This is a genomic window from Nonomuraea sp. SBT364, from assembly GCF_001083785.1.
In the GTDB taxonomy this organism is placed as follows: Bacteria; Actinomycetota; Actinomycetes; order Streptosporangiales; family Streptosporangiaceae; genus Nonomuraea.
Genome location: NZ_LAVL01000001.1, coordinates 286184 through 308714, shown reverse-complemented (window position 1 = coordinate 308714; position 22531 = coordinate 286184). Strand labels below are relative to the sequence as shown.

General features: G+C 70.9%; 20 protein-coding genes. 7 read left to right on the top strand and 13 right to left on the bottom strand.

Annotation, left to right across the window (positions count from 1 at the left end; translation table 11 throughout):
* Positions 1-1066: zinc-dependent metalloprotease (locus tag ADY59_RS01465; protein WP_063780517.1), on the bottom strand; the 1066-nt coding region annotated here is incomplete at its 3' end.
* Positions 1067-1090: 24 nt separating this feature from the next.
* Positions 1091-2512 carry a D-alanyl-D-alanine carboxypeptidase/D-alanyl-D-alanine endopeptidase gene (gene dacB, locus ADY59_RS01460; protein WP_082309760.1) on the bottom strand — a complete coding sequence of 474 codons (1422 nt, stop codon included), beginning with the start codon at positions 2510-2512 and terminating at the stop codon, positions 1091-1093.
* 85 nt (positions 2513-2597) lie between these two features.
* Between dacB and ADY59_RS01455 the strand changes: the two genes are divergently transcribed.
* On the top strand, positions 2598-3092 hold the full coding sequence (locus ADY59_RS01455; RefSeq protein ID WP_049556602.1) for an inorganic diphosphatase: 495 nt from the start codon (positions 2598-2600) through the stop codon (positions 3090-3092).
* A 3-nt stretch (positions 3093-3095) separates the two neighbouring features.
* Here ADY59_RS01455 and ADY59_RS01450 read toward each other — a convergent pair whose 3' ends face one another.
* The 4 genes from ADY59_RS01450 to ADY59_RS01435 form a co-directional block, all read right to left on the bottom strand.
* Entirely contained in the window at positions 3096-4193 is a 1098-nt protein-coding gene (locus ADY59_RS01450) for a C40 family peptidase (RefSeq protein ID WP_049556601.1), read from the bottom strand.
* Positions 4194-4251: 58 nt separating this feature from the next.
* A complete protein-coding gene (locus tag ADY59_RS01445; protein WP_049556600.1) occupies positions 4252-5640 on the bottom strand; it encodes an RNA polymerase sigma factor in 1389 nt (462 codons plus the stop codon).
* A gap of 101 nt (positions 5641-5741) precedes the next feature.
* A complete protein-coding gene (locus ADY59_RS01440; protein ID WP_049556598.1) occupies positions 5742-6542 on the bottom strand; it encodes a hypothetical protein in 801 nt (266 codons plus the stop codon).
* 64 nt (positions 6543-6606) lie between these two features.
* Entirely contained in the window at positions 6607-8217 is a 1611-nt protein-coding gene (locus tag ADY59_RS01435; RefSeq protein ID WP_049556596.1) for an ABC-F family ATP-binding cassette domain-containing protein, read from the bottom strand.
* A 159-nt stretch (positions 8218-8376) separates the two neighbouring features.
* Between ADY59_RS01435 and ADY59_RS01430 the strand changes: the two genes are divergently transcribed.
* The 4 genes from ADY59_RS01430 to ADY59_RS01415 all read left to right on the top strand — a co-directional run bounded on the left by ADY59_RS01430 (position 8377) and on the right by ADY59_RS01415 (position 12606).
* Positions 8377-8970, top strand: coding sequence for a MarR family transcriptional regulator (locus ADY59_RS01430; protein ID WP_049556594.1), 594 nt, complete (start codon positions 8377-8379; stop codon positions 8968-8970).
* Positions 8971-9662: 692 nt separating this feature from the next.
* Complete coding sequence (locus ADY59_RS01425; RefSeq protein WP_049556592.1) at positions 9663-10829, top strand: DUF4185 domain-containing protein; 1167 nt, start codon at positions 9663-9665, stop codon at positions 10827-10829.
* Entirely contained in the window at positions 10829-11839 is a 1011-nt protein-coding gene (locus tag ADY59_RS01420) for a DUF4432 family protein (RefSeq protein ID WP_049556590.1), read from the top strand. Before ADY59_RS01425 ends, ADY59_RS01420 begins: the two co-directional genes overlap by 1 nt.
* Positions 11836-12606, top strand: a complete 771-nt coding sequence (locus ADY59_RS01415; RefSeq protein WP_049556588.1) for an SDR family NAD(P)-dependent oxidoreductase — start codon at positions 11836-11838, stop codon at positions 12604-12606. The genes ADY59_RS01420 and ADY59_RS01415 overlap by 4 nt, the downstream gene beginning before the upstream one ends.
* Here the strand turns inward: ADY59_RS01415 and ADY59_RS01410 are convergent.
* Positions 12595-13218, bottom strand: coding sequence for a DJ-1/PfpI family protein (locus ADY59_RS01410; RefSeq protein WP_049556587.1), 624 nt, complete (start codon positions 13216-13218; stop codon positions 12595-12597). The two genes, ADY59_RS01415 and ADY59_RS01410, sit on opposite strands and share 12 nt — an antisense overlap.
* A 162-nt stretch (positions 13219-13380) precedes the next feature.
* On the opposite strand from ADY59_RS01410, the gene ADY59_RS01405 reads away from it, so the two are divergent.
* Positions 13381-13800, top strand: coding sequence for a peptidase inhibitor family I36 protein (locus tag ADY59_RS01405; RefSeq protein WP_049556586.1), 420 nt, complete (start codon positions 13381-13383; stop codon positions 13798-13800).
* Positions 13791-14639, top strand: a complete 849-nt coding sequence (locus tag ADY59_RS01400) for a hypothetical protein (RefSeq protein ID WP_049556585.1) — start codon at positions 13791-13793, stop codon at positions 14637-14639. The genes ADY59_RS01405 and ADY59_RS01400 overlap by 10 nt, the downstream gene beginning before the upstream one ends.
* Here the strand turns inward: ADY59_RS01400 and ADY59_RS01395 are convergent.
* From ADY59_RS01395 to ADY59_RS01370, 6 genes are read right to left on the bottom strand one after another with little or no spacing between them, the layout of a single operon-like run.
* On the bottom strand, positions 14632-15864 hold the full coding sequence (locus ADY59_RS01395) for an enolase C-terminal domain-like protein (protein WP_049556583.1): 1233 nt from the start codon (positions 15862-15864) through the stop codon (positions 14632-14634). The genes ADY59_RS01400 and ADY59_RS01395 overlap by 8 nt on opposite strands.
* Complete coding sequence (locus tag ADY59_RS01390; protein WP_049556581.1) at positions 15861-18866, bottom strand: glycoside hydrolase family 38 C-terminal domain-containing protein; 3006 nt, start codon at positions 18864-18866, stop codon at positions 15861-15863. Before ADY59_RS01390 ends, ADY59_RS01395 begins: the two co-directional genes overlap by 4 nt.
* Positions 18866-19675, bottom strand: coding sequence for a carbohydrate ABC transporter permease (locus tag ADY59_RS01385; RefSeq protein WP_049556579.1), 810 nt, complete (start codon positions 19673-19675; stop codon positions 18866-18868). Before ADY59_RS01385 ends, ADY59_RS01390 begins: the two co-directional genes overlap by 1 nt.
* On the bottom strand, positions 19672-20514 hold the full coding sequence (locus ADY59_RS01380; RefSeq protein ID WP_049556577.1) for a carbohydrate ABC transporter permease: 843 nt from the start codon (positions 20512-20514) through the stop codon (positions 19672-19674). Before ADY59_RS01380 ends, ADY59_RS01385 begins: the two co-directional genes overlap by 4 nt.
* Positions 20511-21761, bottom strand: coding sequence for an ABC transporter substrate-binding protein (locus tag ADY59_RS01375; protein ID WP_049556689.1), 1251 nt, complete (start codon positions 21759-21761; stop codon positions 20511-20513). Before ADY59_RS01375 ends, ADY59_RS01380 begins: the two co-directional genes overlap by 4 nt.
* Before the next feature lie 17 nt (positions 21762-21778).
* Positions 21779-22480 (bottom strand): FadR/GntR family transcriptional regulator, encoded by a 702-nt coding sequence (locus ADY59_RS01370; RefSeq protein ID WP_049556575.1) that lies wholly within the window; start codon positions 22478-22480, stop codon positions 21779-21781.
* Positions 22481-22531 lie beyond the last annotated feature (51 nt).

The window sequence follows — 22531 nt, the reverse complement described above, 5'->3', positions numbered from 1 at the left end:
GCGCGGGGGTGCCGATGACGCGGCGGATCCAGGCGTCGGGGTCGGAGATCTCCGCCGGGGTGGGGAGCGTGTTGGGTGAGGTCCAGACGCGGTTGAAGCCGTCCATGCCGGCCTGCCCGACGACGCGGTGGACGAAGGCGGAGCCCTCGGCGTACTGCTTCATCTTGAGGTCGATGCCCAGCAGGCGGCGGATGGTGCGGTCGAGGCGGGAGCCGCCTTCGCGGCGCTGGGCGAACTTGGCGCGGATGTCGGCGACCGACGGCACCACGGAGGGGCCGACCGCGTCCATCACGAAGTCGCCGTGCCCTTCGACGAGGGTCATGACGGCCGTGAGGCGGTCGAGGATCTCCTTCTGCTGGGGCGTCTGGATGACGTCGATGAGGCTGCCCTCGCCGCCGCGGACGACGTCGGCCACGGTGTCGGCGGCGCCGCGCAGGCGGTCGACGAGCGTGGGCAGGTCGAGGTCGGAGGCGAGGAGGAACTCGGTCATCTGGGACCGGACGTACTCGCGCAGCCAGGAGACGCCGGTGAACTGCACCCGGTGGGTCTCTTCGTGCAGGCAGACCCAGAGGCGGAAGTCGTGCGGGTTGACGTTCAGCTCGCGCTCGGCGTTGACGATGTTGGGCGCGACGAGCGTGAGGCGGCCGGTGGCTTCGCGGCCGCTGGGGTCGGGCGGCAGGAACAGCTCGTACTGGCCGAGCACCCGGGTGGCGAGGAAGGCGAGCACGGCGCCGACCTCGACGCCGGTGATGCGGGAGCCGACGGCGGAGACGATCGCGGGCGGCGGGTTGGCGCCGTTGGCGACCTTCTGCGTGAGTGGCTCCAGCACGACGCGGAAGCCTTCGACGTTGGCCCGGATCCAGCCGGGCCGGTCGACGATGGTCGCGGGCTGCGGCGCGGCCTCCGTGTGGATCTTGGTGAACTCGCGTACGTGACCCTCGGCCTCGCGCGACAGGGTGCGGAGCTCGGCGACGGCCTGCCTGGCCTCCTCACGACTCACTTGGGGACCGGGGCGCACCAGGCGCGTGCCGGTCGTGACGGCCAGATCCCAGTCGATCACCTGCATAACGTCCACCGTACGTGGTTCTCGTCAAGACCGCGCGACGAGGGCGGCGAGCCTGTCGAGCACGGGTTCGGCGTAGACGGGGACGCGATCGGCCAGGAAGGCGAAGGTGACCAGCCGGCCGTCCTTGGTGGTGGCGAGTCCGGCGAGCGTGTTGACGTGGTTGAGCGTGCCGGTCTTGGCTCTGACCAGGCCGACCTGGCCCTTGCTGTCGGCGCCGGTGAAGCGGCGGCCGTTGCCGAGGGTGCCGGTGAAGCCGGCGATGGGCATGCCGGTGGCGACGGCGTGCAGCTCGGGGTGCCGGGGGGAGCCGGCGAGGGCGATGGTGCCGGCCATGGCGGCGGCGCTGATGCGGTTGCGGATGGACAGGCCGCTGCCGTCGTCGACCTTGACGCCCTTGCCGACGCCGAGCCGGCCGAGCACGGCGGGCACGGCCTTGGCGAGCCCGGCGAACGATCCCGGCTGCCCTTCCTTGATGGCGACGTGCCGGGCGAGGGCTTCGGCCAGGTCGTTGTCGCTGAAGGTGAGCGTGTGCTCGACGAGGGCGTAGACGGGGGCCGACTCGACCCTGGCGAGCTCGGCGGCGCCGGCCGGGGCCTTGGCGGGGCGTACGGACTTGCCGGTGGTGATGCCGTACTTGCGCAGGACCTGGGCGAAGGCGGCGGCGGCGTGGGCGGGCGGGTCGGAGACGCGCGGCTGTCGCTGGCCGGGAACCTGGCGGCCCTCGTCGATGGTGAGCGCGTGGACGGGGGCCACCTCGCCGTCGGGCACGTAGTTGGGCTTCCAGCCGGGGGCCTGTCCGGGGCCGGTGAACAGGGAGGCGTCGTAGGAGAGGGTGACCTTGGTGACGCCGCGCGCCTTGAGCGCGGCGGCGGTGCGGGAGGCGAGCGTGGTGAGCGACGCCTGGGCGGTGAAGTCGCTGGGCTTGGCGGCGGGGCCGCGCAGCATCGGGTCGCCGCCGCCCACCAGGACGATCGCGTCGGCGGAGCCGCCCTGGACGACGCGGGTGGCCAGGCGGGTGTCCGGGCCGAGCGAGGCGAGCGCGGCGGCGCTGGTGACGACCTTGGTGGTGGAGGCGGGGGTGATGCCGGTATCGGGGTCGGCGGCGAAGATCTGCTCGCCGGTGGCGGCGTCGACGACGACCGCGCCCACCCGCCTGCCGAGCGCTTCGTCACCCAGCGCATCGGTGAGCTGCTGCGTCAAAGTACCCTTAGTCGGGAGAGGTCCGTCTCCTGACCTCGCCGGAAGCTGGGCCAGCACTGGCCCCGCGGTGACCACGGGGACGGGGGGAACCCCTTCGGGAGACGCGCTCGTCTCGGCCGGTGACGGCCGCCTCGTCAGCGCGCTCAGATCGAGGTCGTTGCTCATCGCGTAGACGCCGGTGACGATGGTCACGATCTGCAGCATGACGAGAGTGGTCAGCATCACCCACCGCTCGTGCCGCGCCACGTCGCCTGACCTCTTTCCTGGTGTTCGCTTACGAGACATTAACGCCCGACCGGGGGTGCCCGGGGGGCCGAGCGGAGGAACCGCGGTGGAGTTCGACGTTGTCGTTGAGATTCCCAAGGGGCAACGGAACAAGTATGAAGTGGACCACGAGTCCGGCAAGATCAGGCTGGACCGGCTGCTGTTCACCTCCACGCAGTACCCCGCCGACTACGGCTTCATCGAGCACACGCTCGGTGAGGACGGCGACCCGCTGGACGCGCTGGTGCTGCTGCAGGAGCCGACGTTCCCGGGGTGCTACATCACCTGCCGGGCGGTCGGCATGTTCCGGATGACCGACGAGAAGGGCGGGGACGACAAGGTGCTGTGCGTCCCGGCCACCGACCCGCGCATGGCGCACATCCAGGACATCCACCACGTCCCGGAGTTCGACCGGCTGGAGATCCAGCACTTCTTCGAGGTCTACAAGGACCTGGAGCCCGGCAAGTCGGTCGAGGGCGCCAACTGGGTGGGCCGCATGGAGGCGCAGGCCGAGATCGAGCGCTCCTTCCAGCGGGCCAAGGACGAGGGCCACGGCCACTGACCGTCAGCGGGGCCTGGTGGCGCCCACCAGGTCCCCTCGCCACATCGACGCGACCCGCACCACGTCGCCGGTCTGCGGGGCGTGCACCATGAGCCCCGGCGCGACGTACATGCCCACGTGGTGGATGGTCGACGGGTCGTCCCTGTCGTAGCCGAAGAACAGCAGGTCGCCGCGGCGCAACTGGTCGAGCGGCACGTGCGGCCCGGAGGTCCACTGGGTGCCCGTCCAGTGGTCGAGCCGCACCCCGGCCCGCTCCCAGGCCCGCATGGTCAGGCCGGAGCAGTCATAGCTCGCCGGCCCGTCGGCGGCCCACAGATAGGGCTTGCCGAGCTGGGTCAGCGCCCAGTTCGCGGCCAGGTCGCCCATGGACGAGCCGCGGGAGAGCGGCACGTGCCCGATGCGCCCCTGCCGCCGCCTGGCCAGCAGCTCGGCGCGGGTGCGCGCGGCGTCCACGCGCCGCTGCAGCTCGTCGCGCCTGGCCTTGAGCGTCTTGGTCTCGTGCCGCTGCCTGGCCACCGCCTCCCGCGCGGCGGTCTTGGCCCGTTCGGCGGCCTCGGCGGCGCTCTGCTGGGCGGCGTGCACGCTCGCGGCGTGCGTGCTCAGGATCGCCGCAACCTCCTGGGCGTCGCGCAGCCGGGCCAGCAGCAGGGCGCGCTCGCCGCCGAGCTGCCGCAGCAGTCCCGCCCGGTGCAGGAACCCGTCGTCGTCGCCCCGGTCGTTGAGCATGCCGAGGAGCTCGGCGGGCAGCGGCAGCCCGCCGTAGGTCTCGGCGGCCAGCATCGCCACCGCCTGCCGGGCCAGCTCCGCCTCCGCGGTCGCGGCCGCCTGCCGCGCGGCGGCCTCCCGGTGCGCCTGCTCGACCTGCCGGAGCCGGACGACCTCGCCGTTGTACGCCTCCACGAGTCGTTCGGCCTCGGCCGCCAGCCGGTCCAGCCGCGCCTGCGCCTCGGCCAGCTCGGCGCCTGCCGTGCCGAGCTCCTTCGCGCGATCCCGTACGGCCTGCCGCGCTCTGGCGACGTCACGCGGCCCCGGCTCGGCGTAGACCGGCGGGCACATCGCGACGACCAGGGTGGCGACCAGGAATCCGGCTCTGACGTGCATAGAATCCCCCTGCGGTCACTCTATGCACACACTTCCCAACAGTCACGAATGGCACACTTCAGCTCGTGGCTGAGGGCGAGACCGTCTGAGTGGGCGTCACGGTGGGCGACGGCGGCGGGGTGGTCGGCTTCGGCGACGGCGTCGGCGTGGTCGGGCTGGGCGCCGGTGTCGGGGTGGGCACCGGTGACAGGGTGGCCGACGGCCTGCCGGTGGGGCGGGGCTTGACGGGTGACGGCTCGACCGGCTCGACCGGGTCGAGCGTGGGGTCGCCCAGGTCCGGGCCGGTGGGCGGCGGGGTGCTGGGCTCGGGCTCGCCGCCGATCGGGGTGAACACCGGCGGTTGCGGGCTCGCGACCTGCTCACCGACCGACGCCGTCGCCGGTGTCGCGCCCAGCGGGCGGGTGGCCGTACTGTCGACGTCCATGCTGCCGGGCACCTCGCGCCGGTCCGACCAGGGCAGCGTGAGGCCGGGCGGCTCCCCCTGCGGCGGGAACGCGACCGAGGCGACGCCGGGCAGGCCGCCGACCTCCTTGCCGAAATAGTCGAAGATCGTGGCTATCGCCACCAGGGTCGCGACCGCCGCCAGCGCGCCCGCCAGCGCCCGAGGCCATGTGCGGGGCCTCCGCTCAGCGGCAACGGGAAACCCGGCGGCGTCCAGCGCCTCTGAGCGCCTGGCCACGTAACGCCGGTAGAGATGCAGCTCCGGGTCGACGAAACAGCTCAGCACCCGGACCCTGAGCACCTCGGGCAGCGTGATCAGGGGCAGCAGCTCGTAGACCTTGGCGGCCGACACCTGGCGGGTGCGGTGCGGGGCGCACGTCTCGCAGCGCGCCAGGTGGGCGACGAGGTGGCCGCGCATGTCCTCGGTCAGCTCGCCGGCGAAGCCGGTCAGGATGCGGGCCCGGCGCGGGCAGTCGTAGGGGCCCTTCCTGGCCAGGAACTCCACGGTGATCGCGTCGCGCAGCCGGTCGCGGGCCGCGTCGTGGGCCGCCTCGGCCTGGCGGACGGTGACGCCGAGCACGGCGGCGACGTGCGGCATCGCCAGTCCGTGGCGGGCGGTGAGCTCAAGCGTCTCGCGGTCGGCCGTGGCCAGGCTCTGGACCGCGTTCCAGGCCACCACCCGCAGGTCGGCGTCGGCGGGGTCGCCGGTCTCCGGCGCCTCGGCCAGTGTCTCTCCGGCCTGCGGCAGGTCGGCCATCCGCCTGCGCAGGCACTCGCCGCGCGCCAGCGCGTAGAGCCAGGGGCGCAGCAGGGCCGGATCGGACAGCGCCGCGGCGTGCGCCTCGGCGGCGATCAGCGCGTCGCGGAGCGCGACCTGGGCGCTGTCGGTGTTACGCAGAAGGGTCCAGCAGTAACGGTAGATGCCCTCGGCATGAGTGTCGTACAGGACGGCCACGGCGCCCGGATCACCGGAACGCAGGGCCTCGACCAGGTCACGGTCATTCATGTAACCGAAGGTAATGGATTGGTAACTTGTAGTTCTACCGTTTCCGCGGGATAAACATGGCTTGTCGCCAGCCGCTTTTACGATTTATCGCATTAATTGGGTTATTGCACCCGGGCTTTCATCGCCTGGCTGCCCCGGTCCACCTGGAAGGGCTCGGTGGTCGGCTTGACCGTGTGCATCGGCACGATCCCGCCGAGCGCCAGATCCTCGTACGGCCGGCCCGTCGACCCCCAGGTGCGCGCCGCCACCTCGGTCCTGGCCACGGTGCTGCCCGCCGGCAGCCCGGCGATCGTCAGGATGAACCGGGGCGGACTGCCCGCCTTCACGTCGTCCACGAACGTGCTCCCGCCGCCGAGCAGCTTGCCCGCCTTGTCCCGCAGCAGCGCGTTCACCACCAGACTGCCCGCCGGCACCTGGTACGGGTTCGACACGTATCCGGTGATCAGGTACGAGCCGTCCTTCTGGCGCAGCGTCTGCACCCGCGACACCGGGAACGGCCGGAACGCCGAGGCGATCCTGGCCGCCATCCGCCACTGGGCCGGGCGGTAGTCGATGCTCACCTTGACCGGTTTCTCCGTGGCCCCCGCCTCGCCGGTGAACACCAGCGAACCGCCCGGCGGCACCGCGTCCAGCGGCTGGTCCATCCGGACCACCTCCCGGCCGGCGGCGTCCTTGCCGACAACGGTGGCGACCACGTGCTCACCGAAGTGCCACGGGTTGCGGTTGGTGAGCACGCCCGCCCAGTTGACGGAGTAGCCGCCGGCGGACTTGACGACGTTGGACGCCTGTTCCTTGAGCGTGAGCGGCTTGAGCTGCTGTTGCGGACGTTCCTCCGACGAGCACCCGGTGAGGCAGATCGCCCCGAGTGCGAGGAGGCTGACGGTTCGGCTACGCGGGATCACTTTGCCGTGATAACCCGTTCATGGGTACGGCAGGCCCGGGACACGCGCCTGCCGTACCAATTCTTTAACGCGCCCGTACGACCCGCTTTTCATCCCAGACCGGCTCCGGCGCCTCGTACACGACGCCGTCCGACCCGAACACCAGGTAACGGTCGAAATCCGCGGCGAACCAGCGGTCGTGGGTGACTGCCAGCACCGTGCCGTCGAAGGCGTTCAGGCCGTCCTGCAGCGCCTCGGCACTGGCCAGGTCGAGGTTGTCGGTCGGCTCGTCGAGCAGCAGCAGCGTGGCGCCGGACAGCTCCAGCAGCAGGATCTGCAGCCGGGCCTGCTGGCCGCCGGACAGCGTCTCGAACCGCTGATCGGCGATCAGCCCCGCCAGCTCGTAACGGGCCAGCGCCTTCATGGCCTCGTTCTTCAGCTTGGCGTGCTCCGTCATCACGATCTCGACCGGGCTGCGGCCGATCAGGTCGGGCCTGGCGTGCGTCTGGGCGAAGTGGCCGGGCACCACGCGGGCGCCCAGCCTGGCGACGCCGGTGTGGGCGACCGGCTCGCCGGCGACCAGGCGCAGGAAGTGCGACTTGCCCGAGCCGTTGGAGCCGAGCACCGCCACCCGCTCGCCGTACCAGATCTCCAGGTCGAACGGCCGCATCAGGCCGGACAGCTCCAGCCGCTCGCAGATGACGGCGCGCTTGCCGGTGCGGCCGCCCCGCAGGCGCATGCTGATGTTCTGGTCTCCGGGGGCCTCCTCGGGCGGGCCCGCCTCCTCGAACCTCCTCAGCCGCGTCTGGGCCGCGTGGTAGGGAGCTGCCATGCCGTCGTTGTAGCGGGCCTTGTTCTTCAGCATGTTGACCAGGGCCTTGATCTTGGCGTGCTCCTCGTCCCAGCGGCGGCGCAGCTCGTCGAGGCGTTCGTTGCGGGCCCTGCGCGCCTCGACGTACGTGCGGAAGCCGCCGCCGTGGATCCAGATGTTGCCGGACTCGACGGTGACGATCCGGTCCACGCCGTTGGCCAGCAGCTCCCGGTCGTGGCTGACCAGCAGGACCGTCTTGGGCGTCTCGCGGAGCTGGGCCTCCAGCCACTCCTTGCCCGGCACGTCGAGGTAGTTGTCCGGCTCGTCCAGCAGCAGCGTCTGGTCGGGGCCGCGCAGCAGCGCCTCCAGCACGAGGCGCTTCTGCTCACCGCCGGACAAGGTGGACACATCTCGATATTTCACGTTGTCGTACGGCACGCCGAGCGCGGCCACCGTACACGTGTCCCAGAGCACCTCGATCTCGTAACCACCCGCGTCGGTGTAGTCGCTGATCGCCTGCGCGTAGCGGAGCTGCGCCTTCTCGTCGTCGCGCTCCATCATGACCAGCTCGGCCTTCTCCAGCCGTGCGGCCGCCTCCCGCACCGCCGGCGGCGCGACGCTCAGCAGCAGGTCGTGCACCGTGCTCCCGTCACGCACGCTGCCCACGAACTGCCGCATCACGCCCAGCCCACCGGAACTGGCGACACTCCCCTCGACCGGCTGCACGTCGCCCGCGATCAGCCGCATGAGCGTGGTCTTGCCGGCGCCGTTGGGCCCGACGAGCGCGGCCTTGACGCCCTCGCCGATCCGGAAGGACACGTCGTTGAGCAGCGGCCGCCCGTCAGGCAGCACGTACGTCAGATGTCCGACCTCGACGTGTCCCATGGCATTTCCCCTCCTGCGGATCCTCGCGCAGGGTACACGCCCGATTCGGGGCGGGGCATCCCAATATCCGCCCCTCCCCCGGAGCAGGCCGGGTGCTCAATGTCACGATCCAACCACTCTCCGTGTGGACTTGCAATAACTGCATAGTACTATGCAGTTATGAGGCCAGCCGCGCCCTCGTTGCTCCCCCTTCTCCGCTCGAACGCCGTCGGCGAACTGCTCGCCTGGCTTTACCTTCATCCCGAAAGCGAGTACTCAACCATTGACCTCTCAGCACAGATAGGCGTATCGCAGTCCACCGTGAGCCGGGAGGCCGATCGGTTCGTAAGCGCGGGGTTGCTCAACGAAAGACGGCAGGGCAACCTCCGCCTCCTTCGCGCTGACACGAGCACCGCCCTCGCCAAGCCCCTTACCGATCTCCTGTCACTTACCTACGGCCCGGCTGTCGTGCTCCCTCCTCTGCTCCGCCCCATTCCCGACATCGACGCGGCGTACATCTACGGGTCCTGGGCGGCTCGTCACGCCAACCGGCCGGGACCGCCACCCAAGGACGTGGACGTCCTGGTCATAGGAGACGCCGACGAAGACGCCCTCTACGACGCCGCACGAGCCGCAGAGCGAGTCCTCGGCCGTGAGGTCAACCTCATCCGGATCTCACAGGCGTCGTGGACCAGCGACACCTCCGACCCATTCGTGGCATCAGTCCGGCGCAAGCCTCTTCACCCCCTGATCGAGGAAGAACACACCCCATGAGATGGATGCAAGGCCGCGATCGGATAGACGCGATGCTTGCCTCAGGCTATTTGGAGCGCGTGCCACCGAGCCGTGACCATGCCGATACCCTGCTTTCCCAGGCCGGCCGTCACATCGCGCTTGCCGCCAGCGGCCGTGAGACCGATCCCACGGGGGCCTATCAGCTTCTCTACGACGCATCACGCAAGGCGCTCGCGGCCATCCTTGAGAATCAAGGGCTGCGAGCCACCAGCAGAGGAGGCCATCTCGCTGTGCTGGACGCCGTCACAGCACAACTCGACCCACCCCTCGGACAAGCGCTCCGTCCCTTCGATCGCATGCGTCGCAGGCGAAACAGCGCCGAATATCCCCTTCCCGACGCCCGGGAATCACTGTCGAGGACGTCCTGCGTGACATGTCCAGAGCCGAAGCATTCATAGCTCTGGCCACCAAGGTCCTCGACCAGATGCAGCCGTACTGACCGCGGCTCGTCGAAGGAGCGATCCCCCGCACAGCCGAGACGAACTCCTCGGGATGCAGTTGGACTCGACCGAATCCAGGCTGATCGACGAACCATCGCAGGAACACACGGGTGTCTACGAGATAAGGCGTCAGCCACGCGCCCCTTCCCGAAGCCCGTCCAGTTCGAACCTAGACAACAAGTGATCTAATCACTAGAACTGTAGGGAGCCCCCCACCCCTAGGACGTAGCGATGGCGCGAATCCGATCAGCTCTCCTCTCCCTCGTCGCCGTGACCGCGCTGGCGGTCGCCCCGCAGCAGGCCCTGGCGGCGCCGCCGAAACCGGTGCCGTCCACGGCCGCCGCCGTCCCCGAGCAGCCGAGCACGCCGTCGCCGTGCGCCCCCACGTTCCGGGGGACGTCGATCGACCAGCGGCTGACCAGCCTGTTCACCAACTACGGCAACGACAACAGCCGCCTCGACGACTGGACCGGCGCCGACGGGACCTACTCGGTGCGGCTGCCCAACGGCCGCGAGGTATGGGTGTTCTCCGACACCTTCCTCGGCCGGGTCAACCCCGACGGCAGCCGTCCGCCGGTCGTGGAGGAGGGCGGCACGACGGTCTTCCTCAACAACTCCTTCGCCGTCGAGCGGGACGGCAGGCTGCGCACCATCCACGACGGCACGGAGGCCAAGCCGACGGCCGTGATGAAGCCCCGCGACAAGAACCACTGGTTCTGGGCCGGTGACGCCACGCTCGCCGGCGGCCTGCTGGAGGTCACCTACCAGGAGTACGAGCGCTTCGGCCCCGGCGCGTGGGACTGGCGCTGGCACCGCAACGTGGTGGCGCGGTTCCCGCAGGGCCGGCTGCAGCGCCCGGTCAGCGTGCACGACCTGCCGTCCGGGCACGGCGTCGCCTGGGCCTCGGCCGTGCTCAAGGACGGCGGCCACACCTACGTCTACGGCGTGGAGGACCTGGGCGGCACCAAGTACATGCACCTGGCCAGGGTGAAGGGCCAGAGCCTGCTCGGCGACTGGGAGTTCCGCACCGCCGACGGCGCCTGGTCGCGGGACGAGGCCGACTCGGCGCGGCTGATGGCCGGCGTGGCCAACGAGTACAGCGTCAGCAAGGTCGGCGACGGCTACGTCCTGATCACCCACGACACGACGGAGGCGCTGAGCGCGAAGATCGTGGCGTACGCGTCGTGCTCGCCGACGGGCCCGTTCACCGGCAAGCAGGTCGTCTACACGACGCCGGAGACGAACGGCAACGTCTTCACCTACAACGCCCACGCGCACCCCGCCATCGAAGGGGACGGCCTGGTGGTGTCCTACAACGTCAACAGTTTCGTCAACACCGACCACTACCGCGACGTCTCCATCTACCGCCCGCGCTTCCTGAACGTGAAGTTCGGCTGATGCGCAACTGGGCGGCGCGGTTGCGCCAGGGCACGCTCGACGGCATCCGTTCCGTCACGCTGGAGAGCGAGCTGCTGCGCGTGACCGTGCTGCCCGGCAAGGGCGGTGACGTGGTGGAGTTCCTGCACAAGCCGACCGACACCGACTTCGCCTGGCTGTCGCCGCAGGGCCTGCGCGACCCGCGCGAGGACGTGCGGGGAGCCGCCGACGACGTGGCGCCGTTCGTCGACCACTACGAGGGCGGCTGGCAGGAGGCGTTCCCCAACGGCGGCGCGCCCAGCGTCTACCGGGGCGCCCGGCTGGCCCAGCACGGCGAGGTCTCCGGCCTGCCGTGGCGGTGCGAGGTCGTGACCGACTCCGAGCGGGAGGTCGCGATCCGGCTCACCGTGCGGACCAGGCGGCTGCCGTACCGGGTGGAGAGGACCCTGCGGCTGCGGTCGGGGACGGCCGCGCTGGAGGTCGAGGGGCGGGCGGTGAACGAGTCCGGCGTGGCTCTGCACGCGATGTGGGGACAGCACATCGTGTACGGCGCGCCGTTCCTCGGGGCTGGGGCGCGGATCCGGCTGCCGGAGGGGGTGCGCGTGATCCCGCACGCGAGCGCGATCAACCCGCCGGGGCGCAGGGTGCGGGCCGGCGGGCCGTGGGAGTGGCCGGTGGTGCCGGCCGACGGCGGCGGCACGACCGATCTGAGCGTCGTGCCCGGGAAGGGCGACCCGAGTGACATCGTCTACCTGACCGGGTTCGGCGACGACGGGTGGTACGAGATCGGGGCGGATCCCGGCATGCGGGTGGAATGGGACGCCACGGTGCTGCCGTATCTGTGGATGTGGCAGGAGTTCGGCGCGAGCACGGGTTATCCGTGGTGGGGCCGGGCGTGCGTGCTGGGGCTGGAGCCGTTCGCCGGCATGCCGACCGACGGGCTGGCGGCGGCCGTGGCCAACGGCACCGCGCTCGTCCTGGAGCCGTACGAGACGAAGGTGCTGAGGTGGCGCGCGGAGGTGCTGGCGTGAGCGAGTTCGACGGGAAGGTGGCGCTGGTCACCGGCGGTTCGACGGGCATCGGGCGGGCGGTCGTGGACCGGCTGGCCGACGGCGGGGCGTCGGTGGTGTTCTGCGGGGCCGACAAGGAGGCGGCGTTCGAGAGCGAGCACGTGACGGGCGTGGTCGCCGACGTGCGCCGGGCGGGCGACATGCGCGACCTGGTGGACCTGGCCGTGGCCCGGCACGGCGGCCTGGACGTCGTGGTGACGTGCGCGGGCGTGCAGCGCTACGGCACGGTGGTCGACACGCCGGAGGAGGTCTGGGACGAGGTGATGGACGTCAACCTCAAGGGCGTCTTCCTGACGTGCAAGGCGGCCGTCCCCCGGCTGAAGGCGCGCGGCGGCGGGTCGATCGTGGTGATGTCGTCGGTGCAGGCGTTCGCCTCGCAGGCGCAGGTGGCCGCCTACACCGCCAGCAAGTCGGCGCTCAACGGGCTGACCAGGGCGATGGCGCTGGACCACGCCGCCGACGGCATCCGGGTCAACGTGGTGTGCCCGGGGTCGGTCGACACGCCGATGCTGCGGTGGGCGGCCGACCTGTGGCGCGGCGGCCGGTCGCAGGAGGAGCAGGTCGCCGAGTGGGGCCGGTCGCACCCGCTCGGCCGGGTGGCCAGGGCCGAGGAGGTGGCGGAGCTGGTGGCGTTCCTGGCCGGGCCGCGTTCGTCGTTCATCACCGGCGCCGAGCACCGGGTCGACGGCGGGCTGCTGGCCAGGAACCCGGCCGCGCTACCGGAGTAGGGCGGAGGCGCGCGCCCGCAGGTCGGGCGAGGCCGTCTTCGCCGACCCCGCGTCGAACGGGGGATCGGGGTCGTACTCGATGACGAGCTGGACCGCCTCGGCCGTGGGCACGTCGTTCGTGCGGGCCAGCAGGCTCAGCGCCATGTCGACCCCGGCGGAGACGCCGGCCGCGGTGATGATCTTCCCGTCGACAACCACGCGATCGTCCACGGGTTCGGCGCCCATGCCCGCGAGCTGGTCGAGCAGCACCCAGTGGCTGGTGGCCTTGCGGCCCGTCAACAGCCCGGCCGCGCCCAGCAGGAACGAGCCCGTGCAGACCGACGTGGTCCAGCGGGTGTGCTCGTGGGCCTCGGCGATCCAGCGGACCAGGGCCTGGTCCTCCAGCGCCTCGATGGTGCCGAGGCCGCCGGGCACCACGATGACGTCCGGATCGGGCAGGTCGGCGTAGGAGGCGGTGGCCTCGATGGTGAGACCGCCCTGGTCATCGGTGACGGGACCCGGCTCGGCGGCCACGAACGTCACCTGCCAGCCGGGGGCGAAAGCCAGCACCGTGTAGGGCCCGACGGCGTCCAGCCCGGTGAAGCGCGGGTAGAGGGGGATCGCGGCATGCATGCCCTCATGCTGGTCAGGACCGCCCGTGGCGTCAATGACAGGACCCTTGCGCTTTACCCGAACACCTTTACCCACATCAGCGCGTCGATGACTGAACGCATGCGAATGCTCACGCTAGGTTACGGGTGTTCCGAAGGACTCACCCCGATCAAGGAGACCCCTGTGAGGCTGTCCAAGCGATTCGCCGGCGCCGTCGCCGCCGCCGCTCTGATCACCGTCGTCGCCCCCGCGGCCACCGCCTCGGCGAGCCCCCGCTCCACCTGCTACGGCGGCAGGCTGTGCCTGTACGCGGGCTTCGACTACAACCGCGGCCAGGTCGACCACTGGCGCGACTTCGTCCACGACGACGCCAACTTCGCCGACAACAACTGGCTGACCTGGGACTACAGCAACTCCTGGCACAGCATGAACAACGAGACCAGCTCGGTGCGCAACCGCGTCGGCTGCCCGGTGACCCTGTGGCAGAACGCCTACTACACCGGTGCGCACAGCACGTTCCTGCACAACTCCAACGACGGCTTCCTGGCCAACAACGCCGTCGGCAACAACCGCACCAGCTCGGTCGACATCTGGTGCCGCTGAGCCGAAGCAGCGCCGGTTTCCGGATTTTTCCGGAAACCGGCGGCCGCGTACCCCTGCTCCTCGCCGCCCTCCTCCTGACCGGCTGCACCACCCCGGAGGCGCCGCCCGGCGTCACCTCGGTGGCCGACCTGGTGCTCCCGTTCGACGCCTACAAGCCCGCATCGGGCCAGCGGGCGCTCCTCGCCAACGCCCACAACCTGCTGGTCGTACGGTGCATGCGCCGCCACGGCGTCACCGTGGACCCGCCCGGCGAGGACGCGGCGGCCATCGCGGCGGCCGATCCGGGCAACACCCGCCGCTACGGCGTCGCCGACCCGCGCCAGGCCGCCGAGCACGGCTACCACCTGGCCGGCGGCCCGCCCGTCAAGCCGTGGACCGCCAAGCTGTCCAGGGTCGCCCGCAGGCAGCTCAACGGCCGTCAGGGATGCCTGGACCGGGCCGACGCCCAGCTCAGCCGCGGCGCCACCAAGGCCGACTGGTCGTGGCTGGCACTGCAGGACTCCCTCACGCTGGAGCAGGCGGCCAGGGAGCCGGCCGTGTCGCAGGCCGCCGACCGCTGGAAGGCGTGCATGGAGCGGGCCGGGCACGCCTACCCCTCGCCCGAGGCCGCCATCGCGGACCGGCGCTGGCACCTGGAGAAGCCGGAGGTCAGCGACGAGGAGAAGCAGACCGCGAGCGCGGACGTCGCCTGCAAGTGGTCGTCCGGCCTGGTCGCCGCCTGGTACGCCGCCGACGCCGACCTGCAGCGGGCCGTCGTGCGCGACAACGACCGCCGCTTCGCCGCGTTCCGCGACAACCTGAGCAAGCGACTCGACCGGGCGACCGCCCTGCTCACATAGTGACCTCCACCGAGACCGCCGGGTCGGCGAAGCGCTCATTCGGCACCCGGGCGAACCAGCCGGGCCGGCCGGGGTCGCGGTCGTAGGGGTAGCCGCCGGTCTCCCGGTAGAGCTCGGCGTAGCGGGCCATCCGCTCCCGGTCCAGCCGCACGCCGAGCCCCGGGCCCTGCGGCACGGCGATGGCGCCCTCCGAGTACGCCATCCTGCCGCCCTCGATCACGTCGTCACGCAGCTGGTGGTAGTGGGCGTCAGCCGCGTACGTCAGGTTGGGCAGCACCGCGCCGAGGTGCAGCATGGTCGCGAGCTGGATGCCCAGCTCGCCGGAGGAGTGCACGGCCACGTCCACCTGGAACGTCTCGCACACGCCCGCCGCCTTCACGCACGGCCGGATCCCGCCCCAGAACGTGGTGTCGAGCAGCACCACGTCGGCCCCCCTGCGCAGCACGTTCGCGGCGAGCTGCTCGAAGTTGACCACCACGGTGTTGGTCGCGATCGGCACCCTGACCTGCTCGCGCACCAGCCGCAGCCCCTCCAGCCCGAAGACCGGGTCCTCCAGGTAGTCGTTGTCCAGGTGCTCGATCGCCCGCCCGAACCGCACGGCCTCGGCCATCGACAGCACCGCGTTGGGGTCGTACCTGAACCGGTCGCCGGGGAACGCCTCGGCCAGCGCCCGGTAGCACTCCAGCTCGTAGTCCGGCGGGAACACCCCGCCCTTGAGCTTGTGCACGGTGAACCCGTGGGCCGCCTTGAGCTCCCGGGTCTGCTCGACGAGCTGGCCGGGCGTGCGCACCTCGGCGTAGCCGTCGGCCGCGTAGCGGTAGAACAGGTAGGACGCGAACGGCACCTCGTCGCGCACCCGGCCGCCCAGCAGGTCGCACACCGGCACGCCGAGATGCTGCCCGATCAGGTCCAGGCAGGCGAACTCGACGGCGGCCAGGAGCTGCGTCCGGTTGTTGTAGAGCGACGCCGTCGGGTTGGCGATCTTGAATCGGAGCGCTTCGAGCTGGAACGGGTCGTGGTCCTTCAGGTACGGGATGAGGGCACGGAACGCCGCTTCGGCGCTCTCGCCGCCGCCGCCCATCTCGCCCAGCCCGACGAGCCCGTTGTCGGCCTCGACCTCGACGATCGTGCGGACGAACCGGCCCCAGTGGGCGCCGTTGCTGTGCCGCAGCGGCGCCTCCAGAGGCACGGCGACCGTCGTGGCCCGGATGTCAACGATCTTCACAGGTCCCCCCAGACGACGGCCACCCCGCAGGCCGGGAGCCGTACCTTGACCGATTCCCCGCTCACCTCGACCGGCCGGATCTCGCGGTCCAGGCCCGCGCTCACACCGGCGCCGAGCAGTCCGGGCAGGGTGACGGTCACCTCGACCGGCTCGGCCGCCAGCGACTGCAGCCGGACCAGCGTCGCCTCGTCCTGCCTGCCGAGCGAGGTCACCAGCACGTCCGGGTGGTCGACGGACACGTACGTCCTGGACGGCTCGCCGGCGGGACCGGTGAGCAGCGCGCCCACGAGGGGGTCGGTGAGCCCGGCGGCGGTCAGCGCGCCCAGCCGCCTGCCCGGCGCGCCCGCCTCGGACCTTACGGCGTAGCGGAACGTGGTCTCGCCCTGCTGCTGCGCCGGGAAATTGGTGTCCCAGATGTTGTTGAGCGCCCACGAGTAGACCGTGCCGTCCTCCTGGTCGAGCGTCGGGGGGAACGGCGCGTACGGCATGTGGATGGTGCCGAGCTGCACGAGCGGCGCTTCCAGGGTGGCCCAGGCGACGGTCAGCTCCTTGTCCTCGAAGGCGATCCAGTGCCGGATCGGCAGCATGTACTCGGCCGAGCCGGGCACGCGCGGCACGTCGGGGCCGCCGACGCCGCCGGTCAGCTCCCACGCGGTGGCCTGCCCGGTGGCGAGCGGGAAGGCCAGGAAGACCGCTTCCTTGGCCGGGGTGCCCTGCTTGGCGAGCTGGTAGGTCAGGTCCAGCCGGGCGACGCCGCGGTGCAGCTCGACGGTGGTGCGCAGCCAGTCGACGCCCTTGCCGCGGAGCTCGACCACCAGCTTCTCGCCGACGGCGGTGCGTTCGGCCCTGACGATCGTGGCGTTCCCCGCGATGGCCCGGTCGCCGAGCAGCGTGCGGTCGTGCGCGCCGACGTGCCCGGACAGGTGGTTGAAGTGCGGCGCCGTCGCGTAGCGGTCGTAGACGTACTGGCCGAACCCGGCGGCGGCGTCCTGGTTGACCAGCTCCCGGCCGGCGAGCTTGTCGAACACCGAGCTGATGTAGCCCTCGCGGACGTCGTAGGTCACCCGGTAGAACTCGTTCTCGATGACCCCGCCGAGGTCGAGCTCGACCGGCTCGGGGGCCTGCTCTTCACCGCGCACGACGTCCAGCCGCACGTACCCGAATCCCGGGATGTCCGGCACGACGGCGTGGATGTGCCGCCCGATCGGCCGCGTCGGCCAGTCCACCGGATCGACGTACTCCTCGTGGTGCGGCACCGTCTCCCCGGTGCGCGCGTCCACCAGCGCGATCGGCACGTCCACCGGCACCACGTCCCTGGGCAGGAACGTGCGCACCACGTCGGTCCGCGTCACGGTCCCGGGGTTGAACACGGCGAACGCCGCCGCCGCCTCACCCGAAACGTTCTCCCCGGACAGCGCCGCCGAGAACCGGCGCACCCCCGCCTGGAGCAGGTCCGCCGCGTCGTCCTGCGCGTCGTAGGCGCCCGACGACTTGCGCGTCCACTGCAGCCCGCCGGAGTCGCCCGCCTCCTCGGCGTCCTCCCACGGGTTGGCCGCGCCCCAGGTGTGCTCGTTGAACAGCGCCACCTTGTCGTAGGCGAGCCCGATCGGCTCCCCCGCGTCGATCCCGGCCAGCGTGTGCAGCGTCTCGGCGGCCCGCAGCGCCGACTGCGCCCGCCGCACGTAGCCGAGCGGCCGCGCCCCCGACCCGAGCCCATCGGCCCACCAGTCGGTCCAGTCGCCCTCGTGCACGGCCAGCCGGTCGTGGTAGTGCTCGGCCACGTGGTCGAAGAAGTCGCTGTTGACCGCCGACCGCAACCGCGGGTAGGCCCACTGCTCGTTCCACCGCCGCGCGATCGACGCGGGCACGATCGACGGCCCCGCGTTGTCCGCGTGCGCGCCCTGCACCCGCAGGTGCAGCACGTCCAGCTCGTACGGCTCGCGCGGCGCGTCCGGCCCCTGCCACCCGAACGTGCCCGGCCCGTACGGATATCCGCGCGAGGCCAGCGCCGCCAGGTAGCGCGGCAGCAGGTCGTCGGCCAGCTCGTAGGAGTCGGTCAGCCCGACCGTGTTGCCCTCCATGTACGCCATGCCGTGCGGCGTGTCGGTGAACCACACGAGCAGCTCGTTCCCGCTCGGCGCCCGCCACCGGAACGGCCTGGTCAGCTTGTCGCCGCCGTGCAGGTAAGGCACCGAGCGCCCGGCCCAGTTGTGCGCGGCGGCCAGGTAACGCACGCCCGCCGCGTTCAGCGCGTCGATCAGCCCGACGACCGCGCCCGGCACGTCGGTGTGCATGGCCGAGCGGGCCGGGATGCCGTGCGCGTGCCGGAGCTCACCGGTGAAGCGGAGCTGCCGGTAGAGCTCCTCGGTCGAGCACGCCTCGGTGTGGAGCTGGAACGGCAGCGCCGTGACCTCGATGATCCCCTCGCGGGCCAGCGCGGCGAACTTCTCGACCTGCTCGGCGGGCCGCGCGTCCAGCCACTTCAGCGCCGGCATGGACGACTCGACCGACCAGCGGAACTTGGCGTCGTCCGGCCAGGACGCGGTCTCCCCGGCCAGCCGCACGGCCGCGTCCAGGTAGTCCAGGTGGTGGCGCAGCACGGTGCCCTGCGGGTCGGTGTAGCCGATGTCCAGGTGCGAGTGGTGCACGACGAACACGTTCCACTTGCGCTGCGGCTCGACCGTGATCCGCGCCGAGCCGACCACGCCGGCCTCGTCGCGGCACTCCAGCGTGAACGCCCGGGGCTCGGTCACCTCCGGCACGAGCAGCGTCACGTCGGCGCCCGAGGCGCTGTCGGCGTCCACCAGCACGTGCGTCAGCGGCCGCGTGCTCGACACCCGCACCGCCTGCCGGCCGTCGTGGGTGAACAGCGGCAGCACCGCCACCCGCACCTCCAGCCCGCGCACGCTGATCACCGGCGTCGAGGTGTCGTCGCGCAGCGCCTGCCTGATCCCGTCGTAGTCGGGGGATCCCAGGCTGCGCTGCAGCAACCGGCTCGTCATCAAACACTCCCTAGAGACAGGCCCCGTGCGAAGAGGCGCTGGGTGGCGAGGAACAGCACGACGGTGGGCAGCGACACCACGAGGCCCGCCGCCAGGCCCACCGGGACGGGCGTCCCGGCGTACACGTCGGTCATCAGGCCGGCGAGCGCGGTCATGACGGGCCGCACCTCGGCCGTCTGCGTCAGCGTCAGGCCGAAGATCAGGTCGTTCCAGATGAAGGTGAACTCGAGGATGAACACGGCGGCCAGCGCGCTGGTGGCCAGCGGCAGGTAGATCCGCCAGAAGATGCGCCAGGTGGAGGCCCCGTCCATGCGGGCGGCCTCGAAGACCGAGAACGCCACCCCGCTGTAGAAGTTGCGCAGCACGAAGGCGGCCAGCGGCACGTTGATCGCCGTGTAGATGAGGATCATGCCGAGGCGGCTGTCGTACAGGCCGGCGTCGCTGTAGCCGACGAACAGCGGCACGAGCAGCATCTGCGACGGGAAGACGGTGCCGCCGAACAGCAGCAGGAACCACCAGAAGCCGTGCCGCAGCCGCAGCACCACGATCGTGTAGCCGGCCAGCGCCCCGATGAGCACGCCGAGCGCGGGCGACACGACGCTGTAGAGCGCGGTGCTGGCCAGGCTCTCGCCCAGACCGGCGCTCTCCCAGGCGCGGGCGAAGTTGTCCAGCAGCGCGAAGTCGGCCGACGGCGCCCAGGCGCGCGCCGGGTCGTACGACTCGGGCGGCCTGGAGGCGTTGACGATCAGCAGATAGGTGGGCCCGAGCCAGATCAGCCCGAGCACGATGAGGACCGCGCGCCGGATCATCGCACCTGCCTCTTCAGGTAGAGGTAGGACGCCAGCCCCGCCACCACGGTGAGCGCCACCGCGACCGTGGAGCCGTAGCCGTAGTCGCTGGCCACGAACGTCTCCTTGTACATGGTCACGGCGAGCGTCTCGGAGTTGCGCCCCGGGCCGCCCTGCGTCAGCACCCAGACGATGTCGAACGTCTTCAGGCTCGCCACCAGCGCCAGCCCCACCACGACCGCGGTGAGCGGGCGCATCAGCGGCCAGATGACGTAGCGGAACAGCCGCCATCCGGACGCCCCGTCGATGCGGGCCGCCTCGATCGGCGCCTTCGGGATGGACTGCAGCCCGACCACGAACAGCAGCGTGTTGACGCCGAGCTGCTGCCACGTCCAGACGAGCAGCATCGCGATCGTGTTGTGCGGCGCCTCCTGGAGGAACGCGGTGTCGACGCCGAGGAGCAGGTTGGCCACCCCGCCGTGCGACAGCACCGGGCTCCACACCATGGCCAGCCCCGCGCCGCTGAGCGCGTACGGCAGCATGAACGGCACCCGGTACCAGGCGCCGCCCTTGAGGTCGTAGGACAGCACCGCCACCAGCAGGCCGAGGCCCACCGGCAGGACCATGGTGCCGGCCACCCAGATCAACGTGTTGCCGGCCGAGGTCAGCAGGACGGGGTCGTCGAAGAGCTTGGCGAAGTTGGCCAGGCCGGCCCACTCCGGCGGCGCCAGCCCGTCGTAGCGGGTCAGGCTCAGGTACGCGGTCCACACGAACGGCGCGTAGAGCAGCCCGGCGACCAGCAGCGCCGCGGGAGCGACGTACCCGTGCCTGAACCGGCCGAGGATCGGGGCACGCGTCACCGGTGCGTGCTCCAGTACTCGTCGGCCTCCTTCTGGATCGTCTCCAGCACCTCCATGTACGTCCCGGGCTCGGTGACGAACTTGCTGAAGCCGTCCAGGGCGGCCGTCAGGATGGGCGGCGGGGTGGCCTCGAAGTAGCGGTTGACCAGGCGGTACTCGCCGCTGCCCGCGTCCTTGGTGACCTGGCCGAGCGCCTCGTCCTCGATGGTGACCTTCGGGTTGGCGCTCACGTCGCCGCGGATGCCCGACCACTTCTTCTGCGCCTCGGCGGTGGTCCACCACTTGAGGTACTTCGTGCTGGCGTCGGGGTCGGGGGCCTTGGCGAGGGAGCAGAGCGGGCCGCTCTCGAAGATCATCGAGGTCTTGGGCAGGCTCGCGTTCACGTTGGGGATGACGAAGAAGCCGTAGTCGGCGCCGGCCTTCATGTCGCGCTGGGTCATGCTGGTGTTGAACCAGGTGCCGAACGAGACCATCGCGGCCTTGCCGGTCTTCAGCACGTCCCCGGGGTCGGTCTTATCGCCCGGATTTATGAAATATCCGGCGTCGATGAGCTCTTTCCACTTCTCCATCACCGCGACCACACCCGGGTCGGTGTACTTGGCCTTGCCCGTGGACAGCCGGTCGTACAGGTCCGGGTCCATCCCGGCCATGATCTGCTCGAACCAGACGAAGGAGAACAGCACGCTGGTGTGGTAGAACGCCTTGACGTCGTTCCGCTTGAGCGTCTCGGCGACCTTGACCAGGTCCTCCCAGGTGGCCGGGGGCTTCAGGCCGTGCTTGTCGAAGATCTTCTTGTTGTAGAACATGCCCCAGTACGCGACGTTCATCGGCACGCAGTACTGCTTGCCGTCGATCGTGTAGTAGGGCGCGAGGTCCTGCGACAGGTCGCCGGCCTTGATGGCCTCCTGCCAGACGGCCGTGGTGTCGGCCACCTGCTTCTGCTTGACGATCTCCTGCAGCATCCCCCCGGTCTGCCAGGTGAAGAGGTCAGGCTTGACGTCGGTGCGGAACGAGGCCTTGATGAACGCCTGATACTGCGCCGAGTCGGTGTAGCCGGTGGGCTTCATCGACAGGCCGATGCTCTGCTTGGACAGAGCGCCCATCTCCTCGAAGTACTTGCTCCACGCGCCCTTGTCGTTGTAGAGAGTCAGCTCCGTCTTCTTCTGCGCCGTCTCGGCGCCGTTCCCGCCGCAGGCGGCGAGAAGGATGGCCGCCACGCCGAGCGTGGCCACTCGTGACCGGACCATGTTCCCGGCCTCCTTGATCATTTCGGGGGGTTGTGCAACCGCTGCTCGATGACCGTCTTCACGTCGGCCAGATGGGCCCGCATGCGTTCCCCGGCCACCGCGGCGTCGCCCGCCTCGATGGCCTCCAGGATCGACAGGTGCTCGTCGTAGTCGCGGCGACGGTCGTCGAAGATCTGCAGGATCTGGCGCTGCTCCGGTCCGTGGATCGTGAGCAGGGAGTCCACGACCTCGTGCAGCACGCTGTTGCCCGCCATCCGGGCGGTCGCCCGGTGGAAGGTCATGTTGGCGTCGTGCAACTCGGCGTCCTGGCCGCGCAGGTGATCGCCGGCGTCGGCGAGCACCCGCTTGAGCGCCGCCAGTTCCTCCGGCGAGCCACGCTCGGCCGCCATCGCGGCCAGTGGCGGCTCGATGACGATCCTGGCGTCCAGCAGTTCGAGCAGCTGGGCGCCGTGCATCTCGCGCATGTTGGGGTTGGGCAGCACGAGCCGCTCGATCGCCGCCCCGACATAGATGCCGGAGCCGTGCCGCAGCTCGATGGCCCCGGTCGCCTCCAGCCTGCGCAGCGCCTCGCGCAGCGTCGGGGTGGTGACGGCGAAGCGCTGGGAGAGCTCCCTGGTGGATGGCAGCCGGTCACCCGGCCGGTGCCCGCCCGCGTGGATGAGCTCCAGCATGCGCTCGGTGAGAGCGTCAGAGAGAGTGGGCCGCGCTACCTCGGACATATCAAGTGATCTAATCACTTATCCGGCAGGACGTCCATGACGAATCGGAAT